Genomic DNA, 22,317 nt, shown 5'->3' with positions numbered 1-22,317 from the left:
GTATGCGGGCACATGTGCGAACGTCTTCTGCTCTTTCGCGTTCTGTCACCTAGAATGAGTATGACCGTGCTGCACGGTATGAGGTAATCGTCATGACATCCGCTTCCCGCATCGTTCTCGGCGCGCTGGCACTATGCTGCGCCGCATCTGCATTCGCGCAACCGCAGGCACAGACGAGCGACCCGAACGCGCCCAAGACGCGCGCGCAGGTCCGGCAGGAATTCCTGCTGTGGCGCTCGGTCGGCTACGATCCGAACGACTGGCTCAACTATCCCGACAACGCCATGCGCGCAAGCCGCATCATCGCGCAGCGGCAGGCGCAGGGAAATACCATCGTGCAATAAGGCGGCTCGCCGGCGAATTCGTCAGGCGGATTCGGCGCGCGGTTTCGGCCCGCGCAGAATGCGCCGCGCGATGCTCCAGCGATGCACTTCCGACGGACCGTCGTAGATCCGGAAGGCGCGCATGTCCGCGAAAATCCGCGCGACGACGGTTTCATGCGTGACGCCCTGTCCCCCCAGAACCTGCACCGAGCGGTCGACGACGCGCCATAGCGCCTCCGACGACACCACCTTCGCGACGCTCGACTCGTGCTTGCCGAGCACGCCCTGATCCAGCACCCACGCGCAATGCCAGATGGCGAGGCGCGTCACGTGCAGGTCCATTTCGTTATCCGCGAGCATGAAGCCGACGCCCTCATGCTCGCCTAACGCCTTGCCGAACGCGTGACGCTGCCGCGCGTGCGCCGTCGCGACATCGTGAGCGCGCCGCGCCGCGCCGAGCCAGCGCATGCAGTGCGTGAGACGCGCGGGCGAAAGCCGCACCTGCGCGTAGCGAAAGCCTTCGCCCGGCTCGCCCAGCACGTTCTCTTTCGGCACGCGCAAGCCCTCGAAGCGCACGACGCCGTGACCGCCGGGAAAGCAGGTGTCGAGCGAATCCATCGCGCGCTCGATCACGATGCCCGCGCTCGACATATCCGCGAGGAACATGGTCGCGGGGCCGTCCGCGAATTTCGCCATGATGATCGCGACCGCTGCGCCTTCCGCGCCGGTGATGAACCATTTGCGGCCGTCGATCACGTAGTCGTCGCCGTCTTGCGTCGCGGTGGTTTGCAGCATCGCGGGGTCGGCGCCCGCGCCCGGCGGCGGCTCGGTCATGCAGAAACACGAGCGGATCGCGCCCGCCGCGAGCGGGCGCAGCCAGCGTTCCTTCTGTTCGGGCGTGGCGACCGCTTCGAGCAGATGCATGTTGCCTTCGTCCGGCGCGGCGATATTCAACGCGACGGGACCGAGCGGCGAATAACCCGCCTCCTCGAACAGAATGGCCTTCGCGACGTGATTCAGGCCGAGGCCGCCGAACTCCGGCGAGACATGGCTCGACAACAGCCCGGCCTTGCGGCCTTTCGCGATCAGTTCGGCGCGCAGCGCCTCGTTCGGCCCGTGCGGCGTGCAGCGCGGATCGCGTTCGAGCGGCACGATTTCTTCCGCGATGAAAGCGCGCACGCGCGCCTGAAGATCGGTCAACTCCGCAGAGAGCGAAAAGTCCATCGGCAATCCTCCAAGGAAACGAACGGCAAGCTTAACCGTTTCTCGCCTGCGCTTACTCGTCGTATTCGGTGTACTTGCGCGCGTCGCCTTTCACCTTGTGCGCCGGATACTTCGACCGGTTCAGCGCCATCTTTTCGATGAGCGCGCGATGCAGATCGACGTCCAGCGCATCGGCGAGCATCACGAGATAGGCGAGCACGTCCGCCATCTCGTGACGGATCGCGCGCAGTTTGGCTTCATCGAGTTCGGTTTTGTCGCCGGTGGCGAGCCACGTGAACGGTTCGAGCAGTTCGCTCGCCTCGACCGACAGCGCCGCCGCCAGATTCTTCGGCGAGTGGAAGCGGCTCCAGTCGCGTTCGCGCACGAACTCGCGCAGCATGTCGCGCATCTGGACGAGCTCGCTTGCGCCTTCTTGCGGGTTCTGTTGCTCCATTCGCTTCCTCTGATGTTTCGTTGCATGCCGCGCCCAGCTTAACGCGGCGGCCAACGATACGCATCAACTACGCTTCGCTGTGTCCGAGTTGAACCTATTTTTATCCAGACACGCGAATTCAAGACAACATTCGCTTGCCTCGCCAAAAATCTTGCGCTCGTTATCTACGACTCATAGAATCGCAGTTAATCGATGACGGCGGCGAGCCGCCCATCGAGCGAACCCAACATCGAATCCCAAGGAGCATCGAAATGTCCAAGCGCATTCTGGTAATCGGAGCCGGCTTTGCCGGCATGTGGAGCGCCCTTTCCGCCGCGCGTCTCATCGATCAGCACGGCAGGACGGATATCGAAGTCTTGCTGATCGCGCCGGAGCCGCATCTGCACGTGCGTCCGCGTCTCTATGAAGAAAACGCCGCGGGCATGAAGGCGCCGCTTCTGGACATCTTCGCCTCCACGGGCGTCGGGTTCGTGCAGGGCAAGGTCGAGCGCATCGACGTCGAGCGCAGTCAGGTCGAAGTGGTCGGCGGCAACGGCTCGCGTTCGACGATGAACTACGACCGTCTCGTTCTGGCGACGGGCAGCCGCCTCTTCCGTCCGCAGATTCCGGGGCTTGCGCAACACGCGTTCAGCGTCGATCAGGTCGACGAAGCCGCCGCGCTCGAAGCGCATATCAAGCGGCTCGCGGCGCAGCCGGACACGCCCGCGCGCAACACCGTCGTCGTCGCGGGCGGCGGATTCACGGGGATCGAAACGGCTGCGGAAATGCCGGCGCGGCTACGCGCGGCGCTCGGCGAGGACGCCGAGGTGCGCGTCATCATCATCGATCGCAATGCGGTGATCGGGAAGGAACTCGGCGCCGGTCCGCGCCCGGTCATCGTCGAAGCGCTGCAGTCGCTCGGCGTGCAATGGCGGCTCGGCGCGGGCGTGGCGTCGGTGGATGCGAACGGCCTAACCACGTCGGACGGCGAGCGGATCGAAGCGAGTACGGTGATCTGGACGGCGGGCGTGCGCGCGAGCACGCTGACCACGCAGATTCCCGCCGAACGCGACGCGCTGGGCCGCCTGCACGTGGATCGCAATCTGCGCGTGCTGGGCGTCGATACGGTCTACGCGACGGGCGATGTCGCCTACGCGGCCACCGACGACGAAGGCAACCACGCGATGATGTCCTGCCAGCACGCGATGAACCTCGGCCGCTCGGCGGGCCACAACGTCGCGGCGGATTTGCTCGGTGAAGCGCCGATCCCGTACAGCCAGCCGAAATACGTGACGTGTCTCGATCTCGGCCCGTGGGGCGCGGTGTATACGGAAGGCTGGGAACGCGAAGTGAAGATGTCGGGCGCGCAGGCGAAAGAACTGAAGACGCGCATCAACACGGAATGGATCTATCCGCCGAGCGCGGAGCGGGCCGAAGCGTTCGCGGCTGCGGACCCGCTGCGTATCGTCGTCGCGTAAAAGGGCGTCACGCTGGGGGATAAAGCCCCAGCGTGCGCGCGTGCAGGCGCGCGAGGCCGAGCAGCGCGTCGGTGTACGGCGTGGGCACGCCGGTCATCGCGCCCAGTTCGCGCACCGACGCGACCAGCGCATCGAGCTCGACCGCCTTGCCCGCCTGCACGTCCTGCAGCATCGACGTTTTCATGGCGCCCAGCTTGAGCGTCACGGCATGGCGGTCTTCCGGCTCCTGCTCGATGGGAATGCCGAAGCGCGCGCCGATTTCCTTCGCTTCCAGCATCACGCCGGTGACGAAGCCGCGCACGAGATCGTCGCCGAGAATGCGGTCGGTGGTGGCGCCGGTGATCGCGCTGATGGGGTTCATCGTCATGTTGCCCCACAGCTTGAACCAGACGTCGCGCTGGATTTGCCGCGAAAGGGTGACGTCGAAGCCCGCCATCGAGAAGAGCGTGACGAGCGATTCCGTGCGTGCATTCGGCGCGCCGGTGGCTTCGCCGAGAATCAGGCCCTTGCCCTGATGATGACGTATCACGCCCGGCGCTTCGACGAAGCAGCTCGCATGCACGACGCAGCCGATCGTCTGGGCGCTGGGGATCGCGGCGGCGATCGCGCCGTGCGGATCGACCGACGACAGGCGCTTGCCCGCGAACGGCTCGCCGAGCCCGTCGCAGAACCACCAGGGCACGCCGTTCATCGCGGTCAGCACGACGGTGTCGCGCGAAAGCAAGGGCGCGACATGCGCGGCGACCGATTCCATCGCGGGCGCCTTCACCGCCACCACGACGAGATCCTGCACGCCGAGATCGGCGGGATTGGCGCTTGCCGCGACTTTCACCGTATGCGCCGCGTCTTTCTCGACGAGGCGCAATCCCTCTTGCCTCAACGCATCGAGTGTGGCGCCGCGGGCGACCACGCTCACATCGCAACCTGCCTGCGCGAGCTTCACGCCGATCCAGCCGCCGATCGCGCCCGCGCCATAGATGCCTACTTTCATCGTCCGATCCTCGCTCGTGGCAATCATCCGTTCGCCATTGTAAGAGCGGGATGCGGCGCGCGCCGGCAAATCAGTGCGCGATGCCCGTGGCGAACTTCGCGACCGTCAGCAGCGTGAGCCCGAACGTCGCGGCGAGTATCACCGCGACGACCGGCAACATCGGCAACTTCACCTGCGCGAAGTCGGCGTTGTGCGACGCGCGCTTGCGCACGCCGAAAAAGCTCCACAGCACGATGCGCATCATCTTCAAGAGTTCCATGACCGGCTCCGGTTGTTCTTTCACGGGTTCATGATGAGCCGGCCCGCGCGCGAAAAACAGCAGCAGTTGCGGGGTTTTCGGCGGTAGCAGATTCGGGCGCGCGGCGCACTGCTGCCGTGAAATTCATCGCAACTGCTGCTTGTTCTCATGCCGCCTCGCGCCCTATCGTTGGCGCTTTCTCCGCCATCCGGCCGCATCCATGTACCGATACACCGAGTTCGACAAATCTTTCGTGAAGAGCCGCGCCGCGCAGTTCCGCGATCAGCTTGAGCGCTGGCAGGACGGCCGCCTGAGCGAGGACGCGTTCCGCCCGCTGCGTTTGCAGAACGGCTGGTACGTGCAGCGCCACGCGCCGATGCTGCGGGTGGCCGTGCCGTATGGCGAATTGTCGAGCGCGCAGTTGCGCGTGCTCGGCCGCATCGCGCGCGAATACGACGATCCCGATCCGGAGGTCTATCGCGTGGCGAGCGAGGCTCAGGCCAAGCTCGGCACCGCGCGGTTGCCTTCGCATTGCGCACATTTCACGACGCGCACCAACGTGCAATTCAACTGGATTCCGCTGAACAAATCCGCGGACGTGATGGACCTGCTCGCCAGTGTCGACATGCACGGCATTCAGACGAGCGGCAACTGCATCCGCAATATTTCCTGCGACGAGCGCGCGGGCGTCGCGCCCGACGAAGTCGCCGATCCGCGTCCGTTCGCCGAAATCATGCGGCAATGGACCACGCTGCATCCCGAGTTCGCGTTTCTGCCGCGCAAGTTCAAGATCGCGATAACAGGCGCGAGCGAGGATCGCGCGGCAACCGCCTGGCACGACGTCGGCCTGCAACTCGTGCGCGACGAGCGCGGCGAACTGGGCTTTCGCGTGAGCGCGGGCGGCGGCATGGGACGCACGCCCGTTATCGCCACGCCGATGCGCGAGTTCCTGCCGTGGCCGCACATCATGAATTACATCGAGGCCATCGTGCGCGTCTACAACCGTTACGGCCGGCGCGACAACAAATACAAGGCGCGCATCAAGATCCTGATGAAGGCCGAAGGCCAGCGCTATATCGACGAAGTCGACGAGGAATTTCGGCAGATCATCGAGCACGACGGCGCGCCGCACCTCATTTCGCGCGAAGAACTGGAGCGCGTGAGCGCGTCGTTCGTGCCGCCCGCGTTGAACGCGTCGCATGCAAGCATCGATGAGGCGCAAGCCGATCGGCCGGCGCTCTTTACGCGCTGGCTGCAACGCAATGTCGCGCAGCACAAGGACCCCGCGTTGCGTATCGTGACGCTGTCGTTCAAGCGCCTGCTGCAAGCGCCCGGCGATGCGACCGCGGACCAGCTCGATACCATCGCCGATCTCGCCGACCGCTTCTCGGCGGGCGAGGCGCGCGTCACGCACACGCAAAACGTCGTGTTGCCGTGGGTGCGCGCAAGCGAGCTTTTCTCGCTCTGGCAGGCGGCGCGCGAAGCGGGCTTCGCGAGCGCGAACGTGCAGCTTCTCACCGACATGATTGCGTGCCCCGGCGGTGACTTCTGCGCGCTCGCGAATGCGCGTTCGCTGCCGATCGCGCAAGCCGTCACCGAGCGCTATCAGGATCTCGACGAGCTCGACGACATCGGCGAAATCGATCTGCATATCAGCGGCTGCATCAACTCGTGCGGGCATCACCACAGCGGGCATATCGGCGTGCTCGGCGTCGACAAGGACGGACGCGAGTGGTATCAGATCACGCTCGGCGGATCGGACGGCAGCGCGGCAAGCGGCGCGCCGCAGCCGGGCAAGGTGATCGGGCCGTCGTTCAGCGCGGCCGAAGTGCCCGATGCGATCGAAGCGATCCTGACGACGTATCGCGACACGCGCGAACATAAGGAGCGTTTCATCGACACGGTGCGGCGCGTGGGACTGGAGCCGTTCAAGACATCGGCGAATGCGGCGCGCGCGAACGAGGAGGTATCGGCATGAATGGCGTTCAACGCATGCGCATTCTCACGCAAGAGGACCACGGCTCGGACAGGAACGAACGCGTTGCGAGCCTCGCCAACGACGACGATCCGCTCACGCTGAAAGAGCGGCTGGCTGAGCTCGATCGCATCGAATTGCACTTCCCGCATTTCACCGATGGCCGTGCGTACAGCCAGGCGTATCTGCTGCGCCGGCGACTCGGTTTCAGGGGCGATTTGCGCGCAACGGGCGACGTGTTGATCGATCAGCTCGTGCAGATGGAGCGCACCGGGTTTTCGAGCGCGGTGCTCAAGGAAGGTCTGGATGCTGCGGATGCCGAACGACAGTTCGCGCGATTCTCGGGCTATTACCAGGGCGATCTCGCATCGCACTGAAGAAGCCGAGCGGGCGCGCATTCGAACGGATATGCGCGCCCTTCGGCGGCTTTCAAGAGCCGCCCGAAAAAAATAAAAAGCGCTTGAAACATAGTGCTCCGATATTGAAACGATAGCCTTCGCTCCTACCTTGGATGCAGAGGCAGCCACCACCGCGCTGTCGTTTTGATTCCCCGCTGCCGGCCGCGCCGGACCGCATTATCGGAGACTGACCATGAGTGACTTTCATTTTGGCGGCGACGTTTTCTCGGAGCTGGACCGCATGCAACGGCAGGTGTCCTCGTTCTTCGGCAATCTTCCTTCGAGCATTCGTTCGAGCCGCGCGGATGCCTTCCCTCGCCTGAACATCGGCAGCACGGACGACGCGATTCATATCGTCGCGTTCGCGCCGGGCGTCGAGCCTGCTTCGCTCGATGTCACCGTCGATAAAGGCACGCTGACCATCAGCGGCGAGCGCCGCGCGCAAGCTGCCCCCGAAGGCGCGCGCACGTATGCGAAAGAACGCTTCACGGGGAGCTTTCGCCGCGTGATCGAACTGCCGCAGAACGCCGACGCCGACAAGGTCGAAGCGCGCTATGAAAACGGCACGCTGTTCATCACCATCGGCAAGCGCGAAGCATCGAAGCCGCGCGCGATCACCATTCAGTAAGAGGGAGCCCACCATGACCGAGAACACGCAAATCGCCCCGCAAAACACGAACGAAGTCGCGCGCAATAGCGAAGACACGCAGCGCCGCGCAACGGTGACGCCCGCCGTCGATATCGTCGAGGACAGCCACGGCATCACGCTATGGGCCGATCTGCCCGGCGTGCCGCGCGAGAAGCTCGACGTGAAGGTGCACGACGCGCGCCTCACCATCGAAGCCGAAGCGGAACTGCCGGTGCAAGGCGCCGTGCGCGTGCATCACGCCGAACTGCGCGCCCCGCGTTTCGCTCGCGCCTTCACGGTCAGCGACGACTTCGACACAACGAAGATCGACGCCAACCTCACGAACGGCGTACTGAAGCTCACCATTCCGCGTCGCGAGGAAGCGCGTCCGCGCCGCGTCGAAGTGCGCGCGGGATAACTTCTTCAAATAGCATTTCGTTTTAAAGCGGCTGCGATTCAAGCGAATCGCAGCCGCTTTTTTATTGCCCCGGAAACGCGCCTCTATAATCGGCGGCGGCGGCGCATGCCGCCTACCTTCATAACTCATCGAAAAAGGGACTATCGTGAAGAGGCTGTTGATGGTGTTGTTGGGCTCGCTGCTGACCGTATCGATCGGCGCGCATGCGAAGGAATGGTCGACGATCCGCTTCGGCGTCGATGCGAGCTATCCGCCTTTCGAATCGAAAGCGCCCGACGGCACGCTGGTCGGCTTCGACATCGATGTCGGCAATGAATTGTGCCGCCGCCTCAACGCGAAATGCGTGTGGGTCGAGAATGCATTCGACGGCATGATTCCGGGCCTCAAGTCGCGCAAGTTCGACGCCGTGCTCTCCACGATGTCCATGACGCCCGCGCGCGTCAAGCAGATCGCCTTCTCCAGCAAGCTCTTTCACGTACCTACGCGCCTCGTGACGAAGCGCGACTCGGCCATCCAGCCGACGGCGGAATCGCTCGCGGGCAAGAGCGTGGGCGTCGAGCAGGGCTCGATGCAGGAAACCTATGCGAAAGCGCACTGGGGCGCCAAGGGCGTGAAGGTCGTGTCGTACGCGGATCAGGATCAGGTCTATGCGGACTTGCTCGCGGGCCGTCTCGACGCCTCGCTGCAAAACGCCGTGCAAGCCGAACGCGGCTTTCTCGAAACGCCGCGCGGCAAGCCCTACGGTTTCGCGGGCGGCGCGCTGGAAGACAGCGCGATCTTCGGACCCGGCACCGCGATCGGCCTGTGCAAGGAAGATACCGATCTGAAAGAGAAACTCGACGGCGCCATCGCCGCGATGATCAAGGACGGCACGTACAAGCGCATCGAGCAGAAGTACTTTGACTTCGATATCTACGGCGAGTAAAGAAGAGTAAGCGAGCCGGCTTGCGGGCCGGCTCGCACCAGCGCCTTCACGAAAAGGAGACCGGGATGGCGACGCTCAAGCAGATACAAGTCAGGCTGAAGAAACTCCAGGCGCAGGCGGAACGGCTGATCGCGCAACGCGCGCAAGCCGTGCTCGACGATATCCGCGCGCTGATGGAGCGGCACGGCCTCACGACCGACGATATCGCCCGTCACGGCAAGAAGACGAAGCCCGCCAAGAAGCCGCGCGTCGCGTATCCCGCGCCGGCGGGCCGCCATGAAGCGATGACCAAGCTCGCCAAAAAGGGCAAGCTGCCCGCGAAGTATCACAATCCGGAGACGGGCGAAACATGGAGCGGCTGGGCGCGGCCGCCGGCGTGGATCGCGAACGTGAAGGACCGCAGCAAGTTTCTGATCGATGCCCAAGCCGTCGAAAGCGCGGAGAAGCCGAAGACGGCAAAGAAAGCCTCACGGACCCGCGCAAGCGCGGCGAAAAAATCCGCCACGGCGCCCGCCGCCAAAAAGACCAGCACGGCTAAAACGGCGAAACCCGCAGCGAAGCCAGTCGCAAAGCGCGTCGCGCCACGCAAACGGGCCGCGCAAGCCGCGACGCCCGAAGAAGCCAGTGCCACGGCGCCGCAACAACCCGCACCCGACACACCGGCGACGCCCACACCGCCGGCGAACGACGCCCCATCCGCATGACGCGCGGCGCACCGCTTTATCCCATTGTTTGAGATCGACGAAAACTCAATTGGCTTTTCGCTCGATTAAAAACGGGCGAATGCCTTCTACACTGCGTTCACAAGTCGGGGGCGTGTCGAACAGAACGACGCGCTTTTCGATTGCCGTTCCTCATATTTCCATTGGAGCACTCTGTGAACAAGCGACTCGTAGTGAGCTTTGCCATTGCATTGAGTTCGGTATTTGCCGGTTCCGCGTTTGCGAGCGGTTATGGTCCCGCGCCGCATTATCGTCCGGATGTCGGCGCGCCGGCTTCGCAGCATGGCGTCAGCGCACAAACCTTCGCCGCGGAAGAATCCGCGCAAGGGCGCAGCGATTTCGGCAATACGGAACGCACGGCGCAAAATCAGCGCGGACAGGTTTCGGCTTCCACGTCTTCACAAGTCTCGCAATAAATAATGGCGTGACCGTTTTTAAATCGCTTTAATCGTTTTTTCCAGAAATGCCCAGAGCGCATCGTCCGCGGAATAAGGGACGTTGAATCGAAACGATGCGCTCTCGGCATCTCCGGGCCTGAAATAGGAACCCGGCGCGAGCCAGATGCCGTGTTGCAAGGCGCGCGTCGCGACGGCGCTGCCTTCGGCGGGATCGATCGGCAGCGCGCCCCACACGAACAATCCCGCGCGCGGTCTTCGGAACAGCGCGACGCCCAGCGCATCCATGCGGTCCTCGACGAGCGCATGCGCGTCCTTCAGCTTCTCCACGACAAACTCGACGTGCCGCGCGTAGCGCCCTTCCGTCAGCACTTTCTCGACGATGCGCTCCGTCGCCTCCGACGACGTCAGTCCCACGGCCATTTTCGTGCGCGCCAGTTCGCGCAGCACGTCCCGCTCCGCGACGACATAACCGCAGCGCAGCGCGGGCGTGATCGTCTTCGCAAAGCCGCCGACGTACAGCACGCGGCTCAGGCCTTCCATCGCCGCGAGCAGGGGCGCGCCGGGCGGCGCGAGCTCGCGGTTCACATCGTCCTCGACGACCCACAGGCCGTGCCGCTCCGCGATCTGCATCAGACGAAACGCCGACGCCATGCCGAAGGTCGCGCCGGTCGGGTTCTGCAAGGTCGTGTTGAGAAAGACCGCTTTCGGCCGATGCTCGATCACGATGCGCTCGAACACGTCCGTATCGATGCCCGCGACGGTGCGCGGCACGCCGTGCACGTCGAGCCCGGCAAGCCGCAAGATCTGCAGCAGATTGCAGTAGCCCGGGTCTTCGACGACGACCGCGTCGCCCGCGCGCAGCAAGGTGCGCACGATGAGATCGAGCGCCTGCGTCGCGCCCGCGGTCAGCAGCACGTTGGACGCGGCATCGACGGGCAGGCCGTGACGATCCAGTTGCTCCGCGATCCGCTCGCGCAGCGGCGCGAAGCCATACGGATGCCCGTAATCGGCGATGCGCGCCGCCGGCACGCGGCTCACCGCGCGCAGCGCGTGTTGCAGGCCGCTTTCGTTGACCCATTCGTTGGGCAGCCAGCCGCAGCCGGATTTGATCGGCACGGAATGATCGGCGAAGACGTCCGACAGGAGCCAGGTCGCGGTGAGGCTCGGCGGCTGCCACTCGACGGCCCGCACGCGCTCGCTCTGCGCGCGCACGGCGACGCGATAACCCGAGCCGCGCCGCGCGGTGACGAGGCCCATCGAGACGAGCCGGCCATACGCTTCCGTCACCGTGAAGGTGCTCAGGTCCTGCGTGTCGGCGAGCCGCCGCACCGATGGCAGCAGCGCGCCCGCGCGCAAGGTCTGCTCCTCGATCGCCGTGGCGAACGCGCGCACCAGTTGTTCGACGAGCGTCGGCGCCTGACGCGAGCCGCGCTCCAGCTTGAGTTCGATCATGAATTCGAGGATAGCTCGGCGAGGGCGCATCGGCCAATACAGTTTGCGACATTTTGCCAGCACAGTTGGCAGCGCAGTCAAGCAACTGTCTATGCCGCGCAAATTTGCCGAGGAATACAGTGCAGTGACCGAACTTTCCAAGGAGGAGACCCGTCATGAATGCCCGCCCCGTCATCGACGACCTGTCGTCGTTCTGGATGCCCTTCACCGCCAATCGGCAGTTCAAGGCCGCGCCGCGCCTGCTCGAAAGCGCGAAAGGCATGTATTACCGCTCGACCGATGGCCGCGAAGTGCTCGACGGCACGGCGGGCCTCTGGTGCGTGAACGCGGGCCATTGCCGCGAGGAAATCGTCGACGCGGTGCAAAAGACGCTCTCGACGCTCGACTTCGCGCCGACCTTCCAGATGGGCCATCCGCTCGCCTTCGAAGCGGCGACCAAAGTGGCCGGACTCATGCCGCAAGGCCTCGATCGCATCTTCTTCACGAACTCGGGTTCGGAATCCGTCGATACCGCGCTGAAGATTGCGCTCGCCTACCACCGCGCGCGCGGCGAAGGCCAGCGCACGCGCCTGATCGGTCGCGAGCGCGGCTATCACGGCGTCGGCTTCGGCGGCATTTCGGTCGGCGGCATCGCGCCGAACCGCAAGACGTTTTCGGGCGCGCTGCTGCCGTCGGTCGATCATCTGCCGCATACGCACGATCTCGGGCACAACGCGTTCACCAAGGGCCAGCCCGCATGGGGCGAGCATCTCGCCGACGAACTGGAGCGCATCGTCGCGCTGCACGATGCATCGACGATCGCGGCCGTGATCGTGGAGCCGCTCGCGGGCTCGACCGGCGTGCTCGTGCCGCCGAAGGGCTACTTGCAGAAGCTGCGCGACATCTGCACGAAGCACGGCATTCTCCTGATCTTCGACGAAGTCATCACCGGTTTCGGCCGTCTCGGCAAGGCCACCGCGAGCGAGTATTTCGGCGTGACGCCCGATATGATCACGATGGCCAAGGCGATCAACAACGCAACGATTCCGATGGGCGCGGTCGCCGCGCACCGCAACGTGCACGACACGGTGGTGAACGCGGGCGCGGCCAACGCCATCGAACTGTTTCACGGCTATACGTACTCGGCGCATCCGGTCGCGACCGCGGCGGCGATCGCGACGCTCGATCTCTATACGCGCGACAAGCTGTTCGAGCGCGCGGCATCGAAGGCCGAGAAGTTCGAGAGCGCCGCGCACGCGCTGCGCGATGCGCCTTTCGTGAAGGACATCCGCAATCTCGGGCTCGTGGCGGGCATCGAGCTGGAATCGCGCGAAGGCGCGCCCGGCGCGCGTGCGTATGAAGTCTTCGTCAAGTGCTTCGAAGCGGGCGTGCTCGTGCGCTATACCGGCGATATCCTCGCGTTCTCGCCACCGCTCATCATCGAAGACGATCAGATCGATCAGATCTTCGGCACGGTGAGAAAGGCGCTGGAAAGCGTGAAATAAAGCGCGTTCAGTCCGGTTCCTTTCGATAAGGAACCGGGCTCTTCAGCGCTCCATGACGAGCAAGGTCGAGGTCGCCGACGCGAACAACCGGCCGCTCGCGTCCTTGAGCGACGCTTGCGCGAACGCGGCGCGGCGTCCGATCGAGAGCACGCGCCCTTCGGCGCGCAGCATGCCCGAATCGCGCGTGATCGCCTTGTGATACGCCACTTTCAGTTCGAGCGTCGTATAGGCCTGCGTCGCGGTCAGGCACGAATGCACCGCGCATCCGCAGGCGGAATCGAGCAGTGTCGCGGCATAGCCGCCGTGCACGGTGCCGATGGGGTTGTACGCGTGATCGCCCGGCACGCCCGCGAACACCGCCCTGCCCGCCTCGACTTCGACGAATTCCAGATCCAGCGACACCATGATGCCCGGCCTGCGCTTGCACGCGATCAGCTTGCGCAGTTGCGAGAGGCCGTCGAGGCCCGCGCCCGTTTCTTCGACCATGCTCATTTCGTCGTCTCCGTTTTTGCGCTCGCGGTCTCGATGACGCCGTCATCGCCGGTCACGCTCCATCCGCCGCCCAGCGAGCGGTACAGTGCCACCGCCGCGAGCGCGTGTTCACGCTTCGATTGATTCAGCGCATCGGCGTCGCGCAGATACGATTGCTGCGCGTCGAGCACATCGAGGAAGCTGGCCGCGCCGCCCTTGTACAACTGCGACGAGAGCGTGAGCGACTGGCCCGACGCGGCGAGCGCATCGGTCAGGCGCGCGGTCGATTCGGTCGTGCTGACAAGATCGCTGCGCGTGTCTTCCACGTCCTTCAGCGCTTCGAGCATGGTCTGATGCAGGCGCAATTCCGACTCGCGCATCCGGCTCTCGTTCTGCTCGATCTCCGCGGTGATGCGCCCCGCGTTGAAGATCGGGCTGGTCGCGTTGAGCGCCGCCGAAAAGAGGTTGTCGGTCAGGGTCGGCAAGCCGAGATACGACGACGCGAGCAGGCCATCGGAAAGCCGCAGCGAGAACTTCGGATAACGCTCCGCCCGCGCGACGCCCACTTCCGCCGCGCGCTGCTGCACGGTCGCATACGCGACGAGCACGTCCGGCCGGCGCAACAACGCATCGGACGGGAGCATGTTGGGCGCGCCGTTCGCCGGCACGGGAATGACGGGCGCGGGGCCCGCGTTCGCGAGCATCAGCCGGTCGACGGACTCGGGCGTGCGGCCCGAATACACCGCGATCAGGCTCAGTTGATGCTGAATCGTCGCCTGCGTGCGCGGGATGCGCGAAAGCAGATCGCTCAACTGATTCTGCGCGCGCGCGACATCGAGTTGCGTCGACAGGCCGTATTGCAGACGGCGCTGCGTGAGCTTCAGCGCGCGCTCGCGAATCTCGCGGTTGTCTTGCAGGATTTTCAGTTCTGCCTGCGCCCAGCGCAGATCGATATACGCGCCCGCCGTATTCGCCGCGAGCGCGAGCCTGATCTGATCCGCCGCATGTTCGCGGCCGACGAGCTGCGCCTGCGACGCCAGCAGTTCCAGACGCTCGCCGCCGAAGACATCGGGCGTCCAGCTGAGATTAAGGCCGATGCCCGCCTGCTTCACATAGCCGAGCGGCGGCGGCGTGTTCTGGCGCGTGTACGATCCGCCCGCGCCCAGATCGAGTTGCGGCAGGAGCGCGGCGCGGCGTTGCGTCGTCAGCGCCTGCGCCTGCTTCACGCGTTCGACCGCGGCCTGCACGTCGAGGTTGTCGTTCAGCACCGACGCGACCAGTTCATGCATCGCCGGGTCGTTGAACTGGTTCCACCACGCGGTGGGATCGGCGTCCTGTTTCGGCACATCGACGCTCCAGCCGGCGGGCGCGGTCGCGTTCACTTTCGCGGGCAGGTCGGCGTGCGTGGCGGGCTGCACCGCGCATGCGGCGAGCGTCAGACACGCGAGTATTTCGGCAAGCAGTTTCTTCATGATCGAAGCATCCAGATAAGACCCGGTTCAATGCGCATCCGACGACGGCGGCGCAGTCGTGATCGGCTTCGCGAAGAACACCGTCGCGAGGCCGACGAGAAAACACAGCGCGAGCACGTAGAAGCAGTCGGCGAAGGTCAGCACGAGCGCTTCGCGCATCACGAGCGCATGCAGCGAGGCGAGTCCCGCTTGCGACGCGTTCAGCGCATCGCCTGCGACGGACGCGAGATGGGCGGAGCTGCGCGACAACAGATCGTCGATGACCGGACGGCCGATCGTCACGTTCTCGTTCAGGCGCAAGTAGTGCAGATTGAGGCGGTCGTTGAGCATCGTCGCGCTGACCGCAATGCCGATCGCACCGCCGAGATTGCGCATCAGATTAAACAGACCGCTGGCCGATTTGAGCCGCGACGGCGGCAGCGAGCCGAGCGCCATCGTCACGATGGGCGGCACGGCGAATTGCTGGCCGATGCCGCGCAGCGCCTGCGGCAGAAGGAATTCCTGCCAGCCCCAGTCGTGCGTCAGCGGCGTATAGAGATAACAGCCCGCGCCGAAGCAGATCAGACCGAAGGCGAGCAGCACGCGCATGTCGAAGAAACGCGTCGCGAAGCCATAAAAGCCGATGGCGATCAACTGAAAACAGCCGACGGAAAGCAGCGCGAGACCCGTATGCAGCGAATCGAAACCGCGCACGCGGGCGAGAAACACGGGCGTCAGAAACACCGAGACGAAAATGCCGATGCCCGTCACGAACGAAAGCAGACTGCCGATCGCGAAGTTGCGCACCGCGAGCGCGCGCAGATCGACGACCGGATCTTTCGCCGTGAACGCGTGCACGAGAAAGAGAAAGCCGCAAATCCCGGAGATCCATGCACACGCGATGATCGCGTCGTCGCCGAACCAGTTCTTGCGCGGCCCTTCTTCGAGCACGTATTCCAGACAGCCGAGAAAGCCGGACATCAGCGCGATGCCGAGATAGTCGCCTTTCTTCAGCAACGAGAGATTCGGCTCGTCGATATGCACGTACTTCGGCACGAGCACCGCCACGACGAGACCGGGCACGACGTTCAGATAGAACAGCCAGTGCCACGACCACTGATCCGTGATCCATCCGCCGATCACCGGGCCGACCGCGGGCGCGAGCGAGGCCAGCGCGCCGATGGTCGTCGATGCGATCAGCCGCTGCTTGCCGGGAAAGAGCACGAAGGCCGTCGTGAACACGGTCGGAATCATCGCGGCGCCGAGCGCGCCCTGCATGCCGCGAAAGAGGATCATCGAATTGATGTCCCATGCCATGCCGCACAACATGCTCGTGATCGTGAAGCCGACCGCCGAAGCGACGAAGAGCCAGCGCGTGGACATCACTTTGGAGAGCCAGCCCGACATCGGAATGACGAGGATTTCCGCGATCAGATACGAGGTCTGCACCCAGGACAACTCATCCTGGCTCGCGGACAGGCCGCCGCCGATATCCTTCAGCGACGACGCGACGATCTGGATATCGAGCGTCGCCATGAAGAAGCCCAGGCACATGAGCGCGAAGGCGAACACGCGCTGCTTGATCGGCTGTGAGGCGGGATCGGAGGGAATCGTGTGAGTCATGGCCGCGCTCCTCAGCCGTTCGCCTGTTTGCGCAGATGCACCTTGACGGTCGCTGACAAGCCCGGCCGCAGCACGGATTCCATGCCCTTCGGCACATCGAGACGGATGCGCACGGGCACGCGCTGCACGATCTTCGTGAAGTTGCCGGTGGCGTTCTCGGCGGGCAGCACGCTGAAGGTCGCGCCGGTCGCGGGCGCGAGGCTTTCGACGCGGCCGGTGAGCGGCACGCTCGACGCATCGAGTTCGACATCGGCCTCGTCGCCGGGGCGCATTTTCCTGAGCTGATCTTCCTTAAAGTTGGCGTCGATCCACAGTCCGGTCGACGGGATAATCGTCAGAAGCGAGGTGCCGACGTTCGCGAGCACGCCGACGCGCGCCGTGCGGTTTCCCACGTAGCCATCGACGGGCGAGCGGATCGTCGTGTACTCGACGTTCAGCTCCGCGACGCGCCGCGCGGCTTCGGCGGTCGCGACACGCGCCTCGGCATCCGCAATCTGCGCTTCGATCACGCTCAACTGGCGTTTCGCCGCGACGAGCGACGCGCCGCTGCGATCGACCGACGCCTGCGCCTTCGTGTAGTCCGCATCCGCGCGTTCGACGATCTGATTCGACACCGCATCGTCCTTCACCAGTTCGCGATAGCGCACGCGATCCTGCCCGCTGCGCGTGAGTTCCGCCGACGACGCGCGCACTTCCGCCTGCTGCTGATTGATCACGGCGGCCTGCAGCGCGTCCTTCGCCTGCAGTTCGGCCACGGCCGCACGCGCGCTCGACACTTCCGCATTGGCCTGCGCGAGACGCGCGTCGTAGTCGCGCGCGTCGAGGCGGATCAGCACTTGCCCGGCCTTCACGCGCTGGTTGTCCTGCACGAGCACGTCGGTGACGAAGCCGTTCACTTTCGGCGCGAGCACGGTGACGTCGCCGCCGACATAAGCGTCGTCGGTGGTCTGGACGAAGCGCAGCACGAGCGCCCAATACGAGGCGGCGGCGATCAGCACCAGTCCGACCAGCCCGAGCGCGAGCAGCATCCAGGGAATTCGCCGCGCCGGCCTCGTGAGAGCCGGCGCCGCCACCGATGGCATTTCCGTCGTAGGAGTCGTCATTGAGCTTGTTTGTGCATATGCACATATTAAATTGGAAAAAGGGCAACCTGCGTTGCCCGTCATAGCCCGGAAGACTAGATGTGCATATACACCATGTCAACCGTCATGGCGCACACGAGACAATAACGCTGACGGAAAGAATCGCGCAAAGCCGCGCCGGATAAGGCTTCGCCTCAGTCTTGCCGGAGCGTGGCGAGCGGCGCCCGGTCGGGCGGCGCGAGTTCATCGGCGCAAAAACGCACCGCGTGATCGACGAACGCGCGCACCTTGGCCGGCACCAGCGCGCGCGAACTGTAGGCAATACGGATCTCGATCGCGGCATCGATGCGCTCGTAGGCGTCGAGCAGCGTGACGAGCCGCCCCGCCGCGATCTCGCTCTGAACGAGCGCCGCGGGCAGCACGCCAATGCCGAAGCCCTGCAACACCATGTCGCGATTGAAGAGCGCGCTGTTCGACGAGATATCGTGATTCACCGGCACGCGCACGTCCTCGCCGCCGATGCGAAACGTCAGCACCGGCTTGCGGATGGACGGCGACATCGGCACGAAATGATGATCGACGAGCTCGGACGGATGGCGCGGCGCGGCATGCTGCGCGAGATACGCGGGACTCGCGACGAGCACGAGCGGAATGGTTTCGAGCAGGCGCGTGACGGGCGTATCGGTGGACAGCATGAACGGCAGCACGAGCGCGAGATCGTAGCCTTCGCCGACGAGATCCACGGGCCGTTCGGTCAGCGTGACGTCGAGGCCGACGTGCGGATGCGCGCGTCTGAAGCTCGCGACGAGCGGCGTGTAGCGGCTCGTCATGGCGGTCGTATGCGCGACGAGCCGCAAGAGGCCGGTCGCTTCGCTCGCGCGATGCGACGCGCGCTCTTCCATCGCCTGGAGTTCGTCGAGCACGCGCGAGCAATCCGCGAAGAAGCGCTCCGCGGTTTCGGTGAGCGAGATTTGCCGCGTCGTCCGGTTGAAAAGCCGGCTGCCGAGCCGCGTTTCGAGCCCCGCGATGGCCCGCGACACGACCGGCGGCGACAGGCCGAGTATGTCGGCTGCGCGCGCGAAGCTCTTGGCTTCGACCACGGTGCAGAACACCTTCAGGCTCGTCAGATAATCCATGTGCGTGTCGAAAATCGCGCGATGCGTGCGGGGAAAGCCCCGATGATGGCATGAAGCCGCCGCATTCGCACGTTGAGACGATCGCGCGGTTTTACGAGCCGCGCGAGCATTCACGCGCAAGCCGTGCGCGCCTAAAGTTCACCCATGCCATCGAGATGGCCAACCACTGAACGAAGGAGCACACCATGTCACGTCTTTCCCAGATCAACGTCAACGAAGCAACCGGCGCCGCCGCCGATCTTTTCGCCGCCATCAAGAAGGCCGCGGGCAAGGTGCCGAACGCCTACGCGACCATCGGCACGCATAGCCCGGCCGCGCTCGGCGCAGCACTTCAAGGCGACGCGATTCTCGCGAAGAGCAGCCTCGACAAGGCCGATGTCGAAGCGATCAAGCTCGCCGTGAGCGAACTCGTGGGCTGTGAATACTGTGCCGCCGCGCACACGGTCGTGGGCAAGATGGTCGGGCTGTCGCAACTGGAAACGCAGCAGATCCGCGCGGGCGAAGCCACCGGCAACGCCAAGCGCGACGCGCTCGTGCGCTTCGTGCGGCATCTCACGGGAACGACGGGCACGATCGACCCGGCGCGTCTAGACGAAGTGCGCGAAGCGGGTTATTCGGAAGCGCAGGTCATCGACACGCTGTTCGCGATGAGCGTCATCAACTTCACGAATCTGGTGAATCGCGTGAATGACACGACGCTCGATTTTCCGAAGCTCGCTTAAGGCTTCGCCGGGCCTTTGGTGATCCGGTCGATGACGGTGGAAACGATATCGACCGGCACCGGAAAGACGATCGTCGAGTTCTTGTCGCCGGCGATCGTCGTCAGGGTTTGCAGATAGCGCAGTTGCATCGCCTGCGGTTGCTGCGCGAGCATCTGCGCCGCCTGCAGGAGCTTCTCCGAGGCCTGCAATTCCCCTTCAGCGTGAATGATCTTCGCGCGCCGCTCGCGCTCCGCTTCGGCCTGACGGGCGATCGCGCGAATCATCGTTTCGTTGATGTCGACGTCCTTGATCTCCACGTTCGATACCTTGATGCCCCACGCATCGGTCTGCGAATCCAGCACGCGCTGGATGTCGCTGTTCAGGCGCTCGCGCTCGGACAGCAGTTCGTCAAGCTCGTGCTTGCCGAGAATCGCGCGCAAGGTGGTCTGCGAAAGCTGGCTCGTCGCTTCGAGAAAGCGCGCGACCTGAATCACCGCTCGCTCCGGATCGACGACGCGAAAGTACACGACCGCGTTCACCTTCACCGACACGTTGTCGCGCGTGATGACGTCCTGCGGCGGCACGTCGAACACGACGGTGCGCAAGTCCATCCGCACGACCTGCTGCACGACCGGAATGATCAGCACGAGCCCCGGCCCTTTCACTTTCCAGAAGCGCCCGAGCATGAACACGACGCCGCGCTCGTACTCGCGAAAGATGCGCACCGCCGACGCCACGAGGAAAATCGCGAGCGCGATCAGAATGCCGCTGAAACCGAAAGTAAGCCCCATTTTTCAAGCCTCGTTGTGAATGTGTTCGTCGATGGCCTCGACCGTCAGTGTCAGCCCATGCCGCGACAGCACCCGCACGCGCGCGCCTTCCTGCGGCAACGCGCTCGACGCGGCCGCCTCCACGCGCCATCGCTCCCCGTGCACGCGCGCCCAGCCGCCTTCGTCTTCATGCGCGAGCATCACGCCGATACTGCCGCGCAGCGCCTCTTCGCCGCTCACGACGGGACGCCTGCGCGCCTTCAACGCGACGCCCGACACGGTGAAGACGAACAGCGCGGTGAACAGCGCAAGCCCGACGACGACGCCGACCGGCACGCCAAAGCCCGGCACGTCGGTATCGATCAGCATGAGCGCGCCGATCGCGAACGCGATGATTCCGCCAATGCCGAGCGAGCCGAACGTCGGCAGAAACATTTCCGCGACGAGAAAGCCGAGACCGAGCACGATCAGCCCCAGTCCGACGAAATTGATCGGCAGGAGTTGCAGCGCGAACAATCCGACGAGCAGGCAGATCGCGCCCGCGACGCCCGGCAGCACCATGCCTGGATTGGCGAACTCGAAGAAAAGGCCGTACATGCCGATCATCATCAGGATGAGCGCGACGCTCGGGTCCGTGATGGTCGCGAGAAAGCGGCTGCGCCAGTCCGGTTGCAGCACGACGAGCGGCGCGTTCTTCGTCGCGAGGACGTGTTCGCCGCTTGCCGTCTTGATGCGACGGCCGTCGACCTTGGCGAGCAGATCGGGCACGTCGGCTGCGGTCAGATCGATGACTTTCTGCTCCAGCGCTTCCGTCGCCGACAGCGCGACCGCTTCGCGCACCGCGCGCTCGGCCCATTGCACATTGCGCCCGCGCAATTGGGCGAGGCCGCGGATATAGGCGGACGCGTCCTGCATCTGCTTGCGCGTTTCGGTCGATTGCGCGTCGGCGTTCGACGCGGACTTGCCCTCGCGATCCGCGCCGCCGCCGCCGCCGCCACCGATTCCCAACTGCACGGGCGAGGCCGCGCCGAGGTTCGTGCCGGGCGCCATCGCCGCGATATGGCTCGCGTAGGTGATGTACGTGCCCGCGCTCGCTGCGCGCGCGCCGCTTGGCGCGATGAACGCGGCCACCGGCACCGGCGAAGCGAGGATCGCCTGGATGATCGAGCGCATCGAGAGATCGAGGCCGCCGGGCGTGTCGAGCTCGAGCACCGCGAGCTGCGCGTGCTCCTCGGCGGCGCGGGCGAGCGAGCGCACGACGAAATCCGCGCTCGCCGGGCCGATCGCGCCTTTCAGCGGAATCACGGCGACCGGAGCCGTCGCGGCGGCGCTCACGGGCGCGAAGGCGATCAGCCAGCAGAGCCATCGGACGCAGCGCCACAGCCAGGTTTTCATCGGCAAAACCGCAAGCGCGCGCTGCGGTTCCTCGTTTTCGGTCTCTCTTTCAGCTTAGGCCAATTACGCGATCACGGCCGACGCGTCGTGCGGTCGATGACCTTTTCGACATCGGCCGTTTCGCCGAGCGCGGACACGAAGCGCGCGGTGTCGAAATCGCGCGATACGCAGCCGTCGAGATAGATGAAGCGGCGTTGCAGCGTCAGCCACAGGCTCGTTTTCTCGCGCCATTGCAGCGTCGCGTTCAGCGAAGCGAGCCGCCGCGTGACGCTCTGCGCAATTTCCTTGTCGTAGTCGTAACTGTTCGAGAGACGGCAGCGGCCGGCGATCCAGCAGCTATTGCCGCGCTCGATGCGGTAATGCGCTTCGTCCAGCCATTCCTGTTCGGTTTCGAACGGGCCGAGCGGCGCAGGGCAAGCGGCGATGGCACTCGATACGTGCAGGAAAGGATCGTTGCCGCGGTTTTCGCGCGTGTCATCGGCGTGGGCGGCAATCGCGACCGCAAGGAGCATCGCGGATGCGGATTGTCTTATCGAAAGCGTTTTGGTCATCGGGCGGGTCTTTCGTCGAACCATCGTCCAGAACAGGATAGTTCATCGAACCGTAACGGATCGGCGCGCAA

24 protein-coding genes are annotated in these 22,317 nt (G+C 64.8%); 11 read left to right on the top strand and 13 right to left on the bottom strand.

What is annotated here, in order from left to right:
* Positions 1 to 92 precede the first annotated feature (92 nt).
* A complete protein-coding gene (locus tag LY284_RS21710) occupies positions 93 to 344 on the top strand; it encodes a DUF4148 domain-containing protein (protein WP_053569593.1) in 252 nt (83 codons plus the stop codon).
* 21 nt (positions 345 to 365) lie between these two features.
* Here LY284_RS21710 and LY284_RS21705 read toward each other — a convergent pair whose 3' ends face one another.
* Positions 366 to 1,547, bottom strand: a complete 1,182-nt coding sequence (locus LY284_RS21705; RefSeq protein ID WP_233387949.1) for an acyl-CoA dehydrogenase family protein — start codon at positions 1,545 to 1,547, stop codon at positions 366 to 368.
* Between the two features lie 52 nt (positions 1,548 to 1,599).
* Positions 1,600 to 1,980 carry a nucleotide pyrophosphohydrolase gene (locus tag LY284_RS21700; RefSeq protein WP_014251113.1) on the bottom strand — a complete coding sequence of 127 codons (381 nt, stop codon included), beginning with the start codon at positions 1,978 to 1,980 and terminating at the stop codon, positions 1,600 to 1,602.
* Positions 1,981 to 2,231: 251 nt separating this feature from the next.
* Here LY284_RS21700 and LY284_RS21695 point away from each other — a divergent pair, with 251 nt between their 5' ends.
* Positions 2,232 to 3,437, top strand: a complete 1,206-nt coding sequence (locus LY284_RS21695) for an NAD(P)/FAD-dependent oxidoreductase (RefSeq protein ID WP_045454724.1) — start codon at positions 2,232 to 2,234, stop codon at positions 3,435 to 3,437.
* A gap of 7 nt (positions 3,438 to 3,444) precedes the next feature.
* On the opposite strand, the gene LY284_RS21690 is transcribed toward LY284_RS21695, so the two are convergent.
* Both LY284_RS21690 and LY284_RS21685 read right to left on the bottom strand, forming a co-directional pair.
* A complete protein-coding gene (locus tag LY284_RS21690) occupies positions 3,445 to 4,428 on the bottom strand; it encodes a 2-dehydropantoate 2-reductase (protein WP_233387948.1) in 984 nt (327 codons plus the stop codon).
* A 70-nt stretch (positions 4,429 to 4,498) separates the two neighbouring features.
* Positions 4,499 to 4,687: a DUF2970 domain-containing protein gene (locus tag LY284_RS21685; RefSeq protein ID WP_014251116.1), complete on the bottom strand. Its 189-nt coding sequence runs from the start codon at positions 4,685 to 4,687 to the stop codon at positions 4,499 to 4,501.
* A 199-nt stretch (positions 4,688 to 4,886) separates the two neighbouring features.
* Here LY284_RS21685 and LY284_RS21680 point away from each other — a divergent pair, with 199 nt between their 5' ends.
* The 7 genes from LY284_RS21680 to LY284_RS21650 all read left to right on the top strand — a co-directional run bounded on the left by LY284_RS21680 (position 4,887) and on the right by LY284_RS21650 (position 10,148).
* Entirely contained in the window at positions 4,887 to 6,644 is a 1,758-nt protein-coding gene (locus LY284_RS21680; RefSeq protein WP_233387947.1) for a nitrite/sulfite reductase, read from the top strand.
* Positions 6,641 to 7,018 (top strand): DUF934 domain-containing protein, encoded by a 378-nt coding sequence (locus tag LY284_RS21675; RefSeq protein ID WP_233387946.1) that lies wholly within the window; start codon positions 6,641 to 6,643, stop codon positions 7,016 to 7,018. Before LY284_RS21680 ends, LY284_RS21675 begins: the two co-directional genes overlap by 4 nt.
* Positions 7,019 to 7,232: 214 nt before the next feature.
* The gene (locus LY284_RS21670; protein ID WP_233387945.1) at positions 7,233 to 7,667 is read left to right on the top strand and encodes an Hsp20/alpha crystallin family protein; all 435 of its coding nucleotides are present in this window, start codon (positions 7,233 to 7,235) and stop codon (positions 7,665 to 7,667) included.
* A 13-nt stretch (positions 7,668 to 7,680) separates the two neighbouring features.
* Positions 7,681 to 8,085, top strand: coding sequence for an Hsp20/alpha crystallin family protein (locus tag LY284_RS21665; protein WP_233387944.1), 405 nt, complete (start codon positions 7,681 to 7,683; stop codon positions 8,083 to 8,085).
* 145 nt (positions 8,086 to 8,230) lie between these two features.
* Entirely contained in the window at positions 8,231 to 9,010 is a 780-nt protein-coding gene (locus tag LY284_RS21660; protein WP_233387943.1) for an ABC transporter substrate-binding protein, read from the top strand.
* Between the two features lie 65 nt (positions 9,011 to 9,075).
* Positions 9,076 to 9,714 carry an H-NS family nucleoid-associated regulatory protein gene (locus LY284_RS21655; protein ID WP_233387942.1) on the top strand — a complete coding sequence of 213 codons (639 nt, stop codon included), beginning with the start codon at positions 9,076 to 9,078 and terminating at the stop codon, positions 9,712 to 9,714.
* 173 nt (positions 9,715 to 9,887) lie between these two features.
* Positions 9,888 to 10,148: a hypothetical protein gene (locus LY284_RS21650; protein WP_233387941.1), complete on the top strand. Its 261-nt coding sequence runs from the start codon at positions 9,888 to 9,890 to the stop codon at positions 10,146 to 10,148.
* 18 nt (positions 10,149 to 10,166) lie between these two features.
* Here LY284_RS21650 and LY284_RS21645 read toward each other — a convergent pair whose 3' ends face one another.
* Complete coding sequence (locus LY284_RS21645; RefSeq protein ID WP_233387940.1) at positions 10,167 to 11,582, bottom strand: PLP-dependent aminotransferase family protein; 1,416 nt, start codon at positions 11,580 to 11,582, stop codon at positions 10,167 to 10,169.
* Positions 11,583 to 11,737: 155 nt separating this feature from the next.
* Here LY284_RS21645 and LY284_RS21640 point away from each other — a divergent pair, with 155 nt between their 5' ends.
* Positions 11,738 to 13,066 (top strand): aspartate aminotransferase family protein, encoded by a 1,329-nt coding sequence (locus LY284_RS21640; protein WP_233387939.1) that lies wholly within the window; start codon positions 11,738 to 11,740, stop codon positions 13,064 to 13,066.
* 42 nt (positions 13,067 to 13,108) lie between these two features.
* Here LY284_RS21640 and LY284_RS21635 read toward each other — a convergent pair whose 3' ends face one another.
* The 5 genes from LY284_RS21635 to LY284_RS21615 all read right to left on the bottom strand — a co-directional run bounded on the left by LY284_RS21635 (position 13,109) and on the right by LY284_RS21615 (position 18,829).
* Positions 13,109 to 13,558 (bottom strand): PaaI family thioesterase, encoded by a 450-nt coding sequence (locus LY284_RS21635; protein WP_014251126.1) that lies wholly within the window; start codon positions 13,556 to 13,558, stop codon positions 13,109 to 13,111.
* Positions 13,555 to 15,009: an efflux transporter outer membrane subunit gene (locus LY284_RS21630; RefSeq protein ID WP_233387938.1), complete on the bottom strand. Its 1,455-nt coding sequence runs from the start codon at positions 15,007 to 15,009 to the stop codon at positions 13,555 to 13,557. The genes LY284_RS21635 and LY284_RS21630 overlap by 4 nt, the downstream gene beginning before the upstream one ends.
* A 27-nt stretch (positions 15,010 to 15,036) precedes the next feature.
* Positions 15,037 to 16,611 (bottom strand): DHA2 family efflux MFS transporter permease subunit, encoded by a 1,575-nt coding sequence (locus LY284_RS21625; protein ID WP_233387937.1) that lies wholly within the window; start codon positions 16,609 to 16,611, stop codon positions 15,037 to 15,039.
* A gap of 11 nt (positions 16,612 to 16,622) precedes the next feature.
* Positions 16,623 to 17,714: an HlyD family secretion protein gene (locus tag LY284_RS21620; protein ID WP_233387936.1), complete on the bottom strand. Its 1,092-nt coding sequence runs from the start codon at positions 17,712 to 17,714 to the stop codon at positions 16,623 to 16,625.
* A gap of 173 nt (positions 17,715 to 17,887) precedes the next feature.
* Positions 17,888 to 18,829, bottom strand: a complete 942-nt coding sequence (locus LY284_RS21615; RefSeq protein WP_014251130.1) for a LysR family transcriptional regulator — start codon at positions 18,827 to 18,829, stop codon at positions 17,888 to 17,890.
* A 185-nt stretch (positions 18,830 to 19,014) separates the two neighbouring features.
* On the opposite strand from LY284_RS21615, the gene LY284_RS21610 reads away from it, so the two are divergent.
* Positions 19,015 to 19,551: a carboxymuconolactone decarboxylase family protein gene (locus tag LY284_RS21610; protein ID WP_233387935.1), complete on the top strand. Its 537-nt coding sequence runs from the start codon at positions 19,015 to 19,017 to the stop codon at positions 19,549 to 19,551.
* Here the strand turns inward: LY284_RS21610 and LY284_RS21605 are convergent.
* The 3 genes from LY284_RS21605 to LY284_RS21595 all read right to left on the bottom strand — a co-directional run bounded on the left by LY284_RS21605 (position 19,548) and on the right by LY284_RS21595 (position 22,246).
* Positions 19,548 to 20,321, bottom strand: a complete 774-nt coding sequence (locus LY284_RS21605; RefSeq protein ID WP_233387934.1) for a slipin family protein — start codon at positions 20,319 to 20,321, stop codon at positions 19,548 to 19,550. The genes LY284_RS21610 and LY284_RS21605 overlap by 4 nt on opposite strands.
* Positions 20,322 to 20,324: 3 nt before the next feature.
* Positions 20,325 to 21,695, bottom strand: a complete 1,371-nt coding sequence (locus LY284_RS21600) for a nodulation protein NfeD (RefSeq protein WP_233387933.1) — start codon at positions 21,693 to 21,695, stop codon at positions 20,325 to 20,327.
* Positions 21,696 to 21,766: 71 nt separating this feature from the next.
* Entirely contained in the window at positions 21,767 to 22,246 is a 480-nt protein-coding gene (locus LY284_RS21595; protein ID WP_233387932.1) for a BON domain-containing protein, read from the bottom strand.
* Between the last annotated feature and the right edge of the window lie 71 nt (positions 22,247 to 22,317).

Source organism: Caballeronia sp. PC1 (assembly GCF_021353155.1).
Classification (GTDB): Bacteria; Pseudomonadota; Gammaproteobacteria; order Burkholderiales; family Burkholderiaceae; genus Caballeronia; species Caballeronia cordobensis.
The sequence above is the reverse complement of the archived record's forward strand: the minus strand, read 5'-3'. Positions and strand labels throughout refer to the sequence as shown.

Excerpts from the sequence above, each read along its gene's own strand:
- LY284_RS21710 (WP_053569593.1), top strand. The coding sequence starts at position 93 with ATGACATCCGCTTCCCGCATCGTTCTCGGCGCGCTGGCACTATGCTGC.
- LY284_RS21705 (WP_233387949.1), bottom strand. The coding sequence starts at position 1,547 with ATGGACTTTTCGCTCTCTGCGGAGTTGACCGATCTTCAGGCGCGCGTG.
- LY284_RS21700 (WP_014251113.1), bottom strand. The coding sequence starts at position 1,980 with ATGGAGCAACAGAACCCGCAAGAAGGCGCAAGCGAGCTCGTCCAGATG.
- LY284_RS21695 (WP_045454724.1), top strand. The coding sequence starts at position 2,232 with ATGTCCAAGCGCATTCTGGTAATCGGAGCCGGCTTTGCCGGCATGTGG.
- LY284_RS21690 (WP_233387948.1), bottom strand. The coding sequence starts at position 4,428 with ATGAAAGTAGGCATCTATGGCGCGGGCGCGATCGGCGGCTGGATCGGC.
- LY284_RS21685 (WP_014251116.1), bottom strand. The coding sequence starts at position 4,687 with ATGGAACTCTTGAAGATGATGCGCATCGTGCTGTGGAGCTTTTTCGGC.
- LY284_RS21680 (WP_233387947.1), top strand. The coding sequence starts at position 4,887 with ATGTACCGATACACCGAGTTCGACAAATCTTTCGTGAAGAGCCGCGCC.
- LY284_RS21675 (WP_233387946.1), top strand. The coding sequence starts at position 6,641 with ATGAATGGCGTTCAACGCATGCGCATTCTCACGCAAGAGGACCACGGC.
- LY284_RS21670 (WP_233387945.1), top strand. The coding sequence starts at position 7,233 with ATGAGTGACTTTCATTTTGGCGGCGACGTTTTCTCGGAGCTGGACCGC.
- LY284_RS21665 (WP_233387944.1), top strand. The coding sequence starts at position 7,681 with ATGACCGAGAACACGCAAATCGCCCCGCAAAACACGAACGAAGTCGCG.
- LY284_RS21655 (WP_233387942.1), top strand. The coding sequence starts at position 9,076 with ATGGCGACGCTCAAGCAGATACAAGTCAGGCTGAAGAAACTCCAGGCG.
- LY284_RS21645 (WP_233387940.1), bottom strand. The coding sequence starts at position 11,582 with ATGATCGAACTCAAGCTGGAGCGCGGCTCGCGTCAGGCGCCGACGCTC.
- LY284_RS21640 (WP_233387939.1), top strand. The coding sequence starts at position 11,738 with ATGAATGCCCGCCCCGTCATCGACGACCTGTCGTCGTTCTGGATGCCC.
- LY284_RS21635 (WP_014251126.1), bottom strand. The coding sequence starts at position 13,558 with ATGAGCATGGTCGAAGAAACGGGCGCGGGCCTCGACGGCCTCTCGCAA.
- LY284_RS21630 (WP_233387938.1), bottom strand. The coding sequence starts at position 15,009 with ATGAAGAAACTGCTTGCCGAAATACTCGCGTGTCTGACGCTCGCCGCA.
- LY284_RS21625 (WP_233387937.1), bottom strand. The coding sequence starts at position 16,611 with ATGACTCACACGATTCCCTCCGATCCCGCCTCACAGCCGATCAAGCAG.
- LY284_RS21620 (WP_233387936.1), bottom strand. The coding sequence starts at position 17,714 with ATGACGACTCCTACGACGGAAATGCCATCGGTGGCGGCGCCGGCTCTC.
- LY284_RS21615 (WP_014251130.1), bottom strand. The coding sequence starts at position 18,829 with ATGGATTATCTGACGAGCCTGAAGGTGTTCTGCACCGTGGTCGAAGCC.
- LY284_RS21610 (WP_233387935.1), top strand. The coding sequence starts at position 19,015 with ATGTCACGTCTTTCCCAGATCAACGTCAACGAAGCAACCGGCGCCGCC.
- LY284_RS21605 (WP_233387934.1), bottom strand. The coding sequence starts at position 20,321 with ATGGGGCTTACTTTCGGTTTCAGCGGCATTCTGATCGCGCTCGCGATT.
- LY284_RS21600 (WP_233387933.1), bottom strand. The coding sequence starts at position 21,695 with ATGAAAACCTGGCTGTGGCGCTGCGTCCGATGGCTCTGCTGGCTGATC.
- LY284_RS21595 (WP_233387932.1), bottom strand. The coding sequence starts at position 22,246 with ATGACCAAAACGCTTTCGATAAGACAATCCGCATCCGCGATGCTCCTT.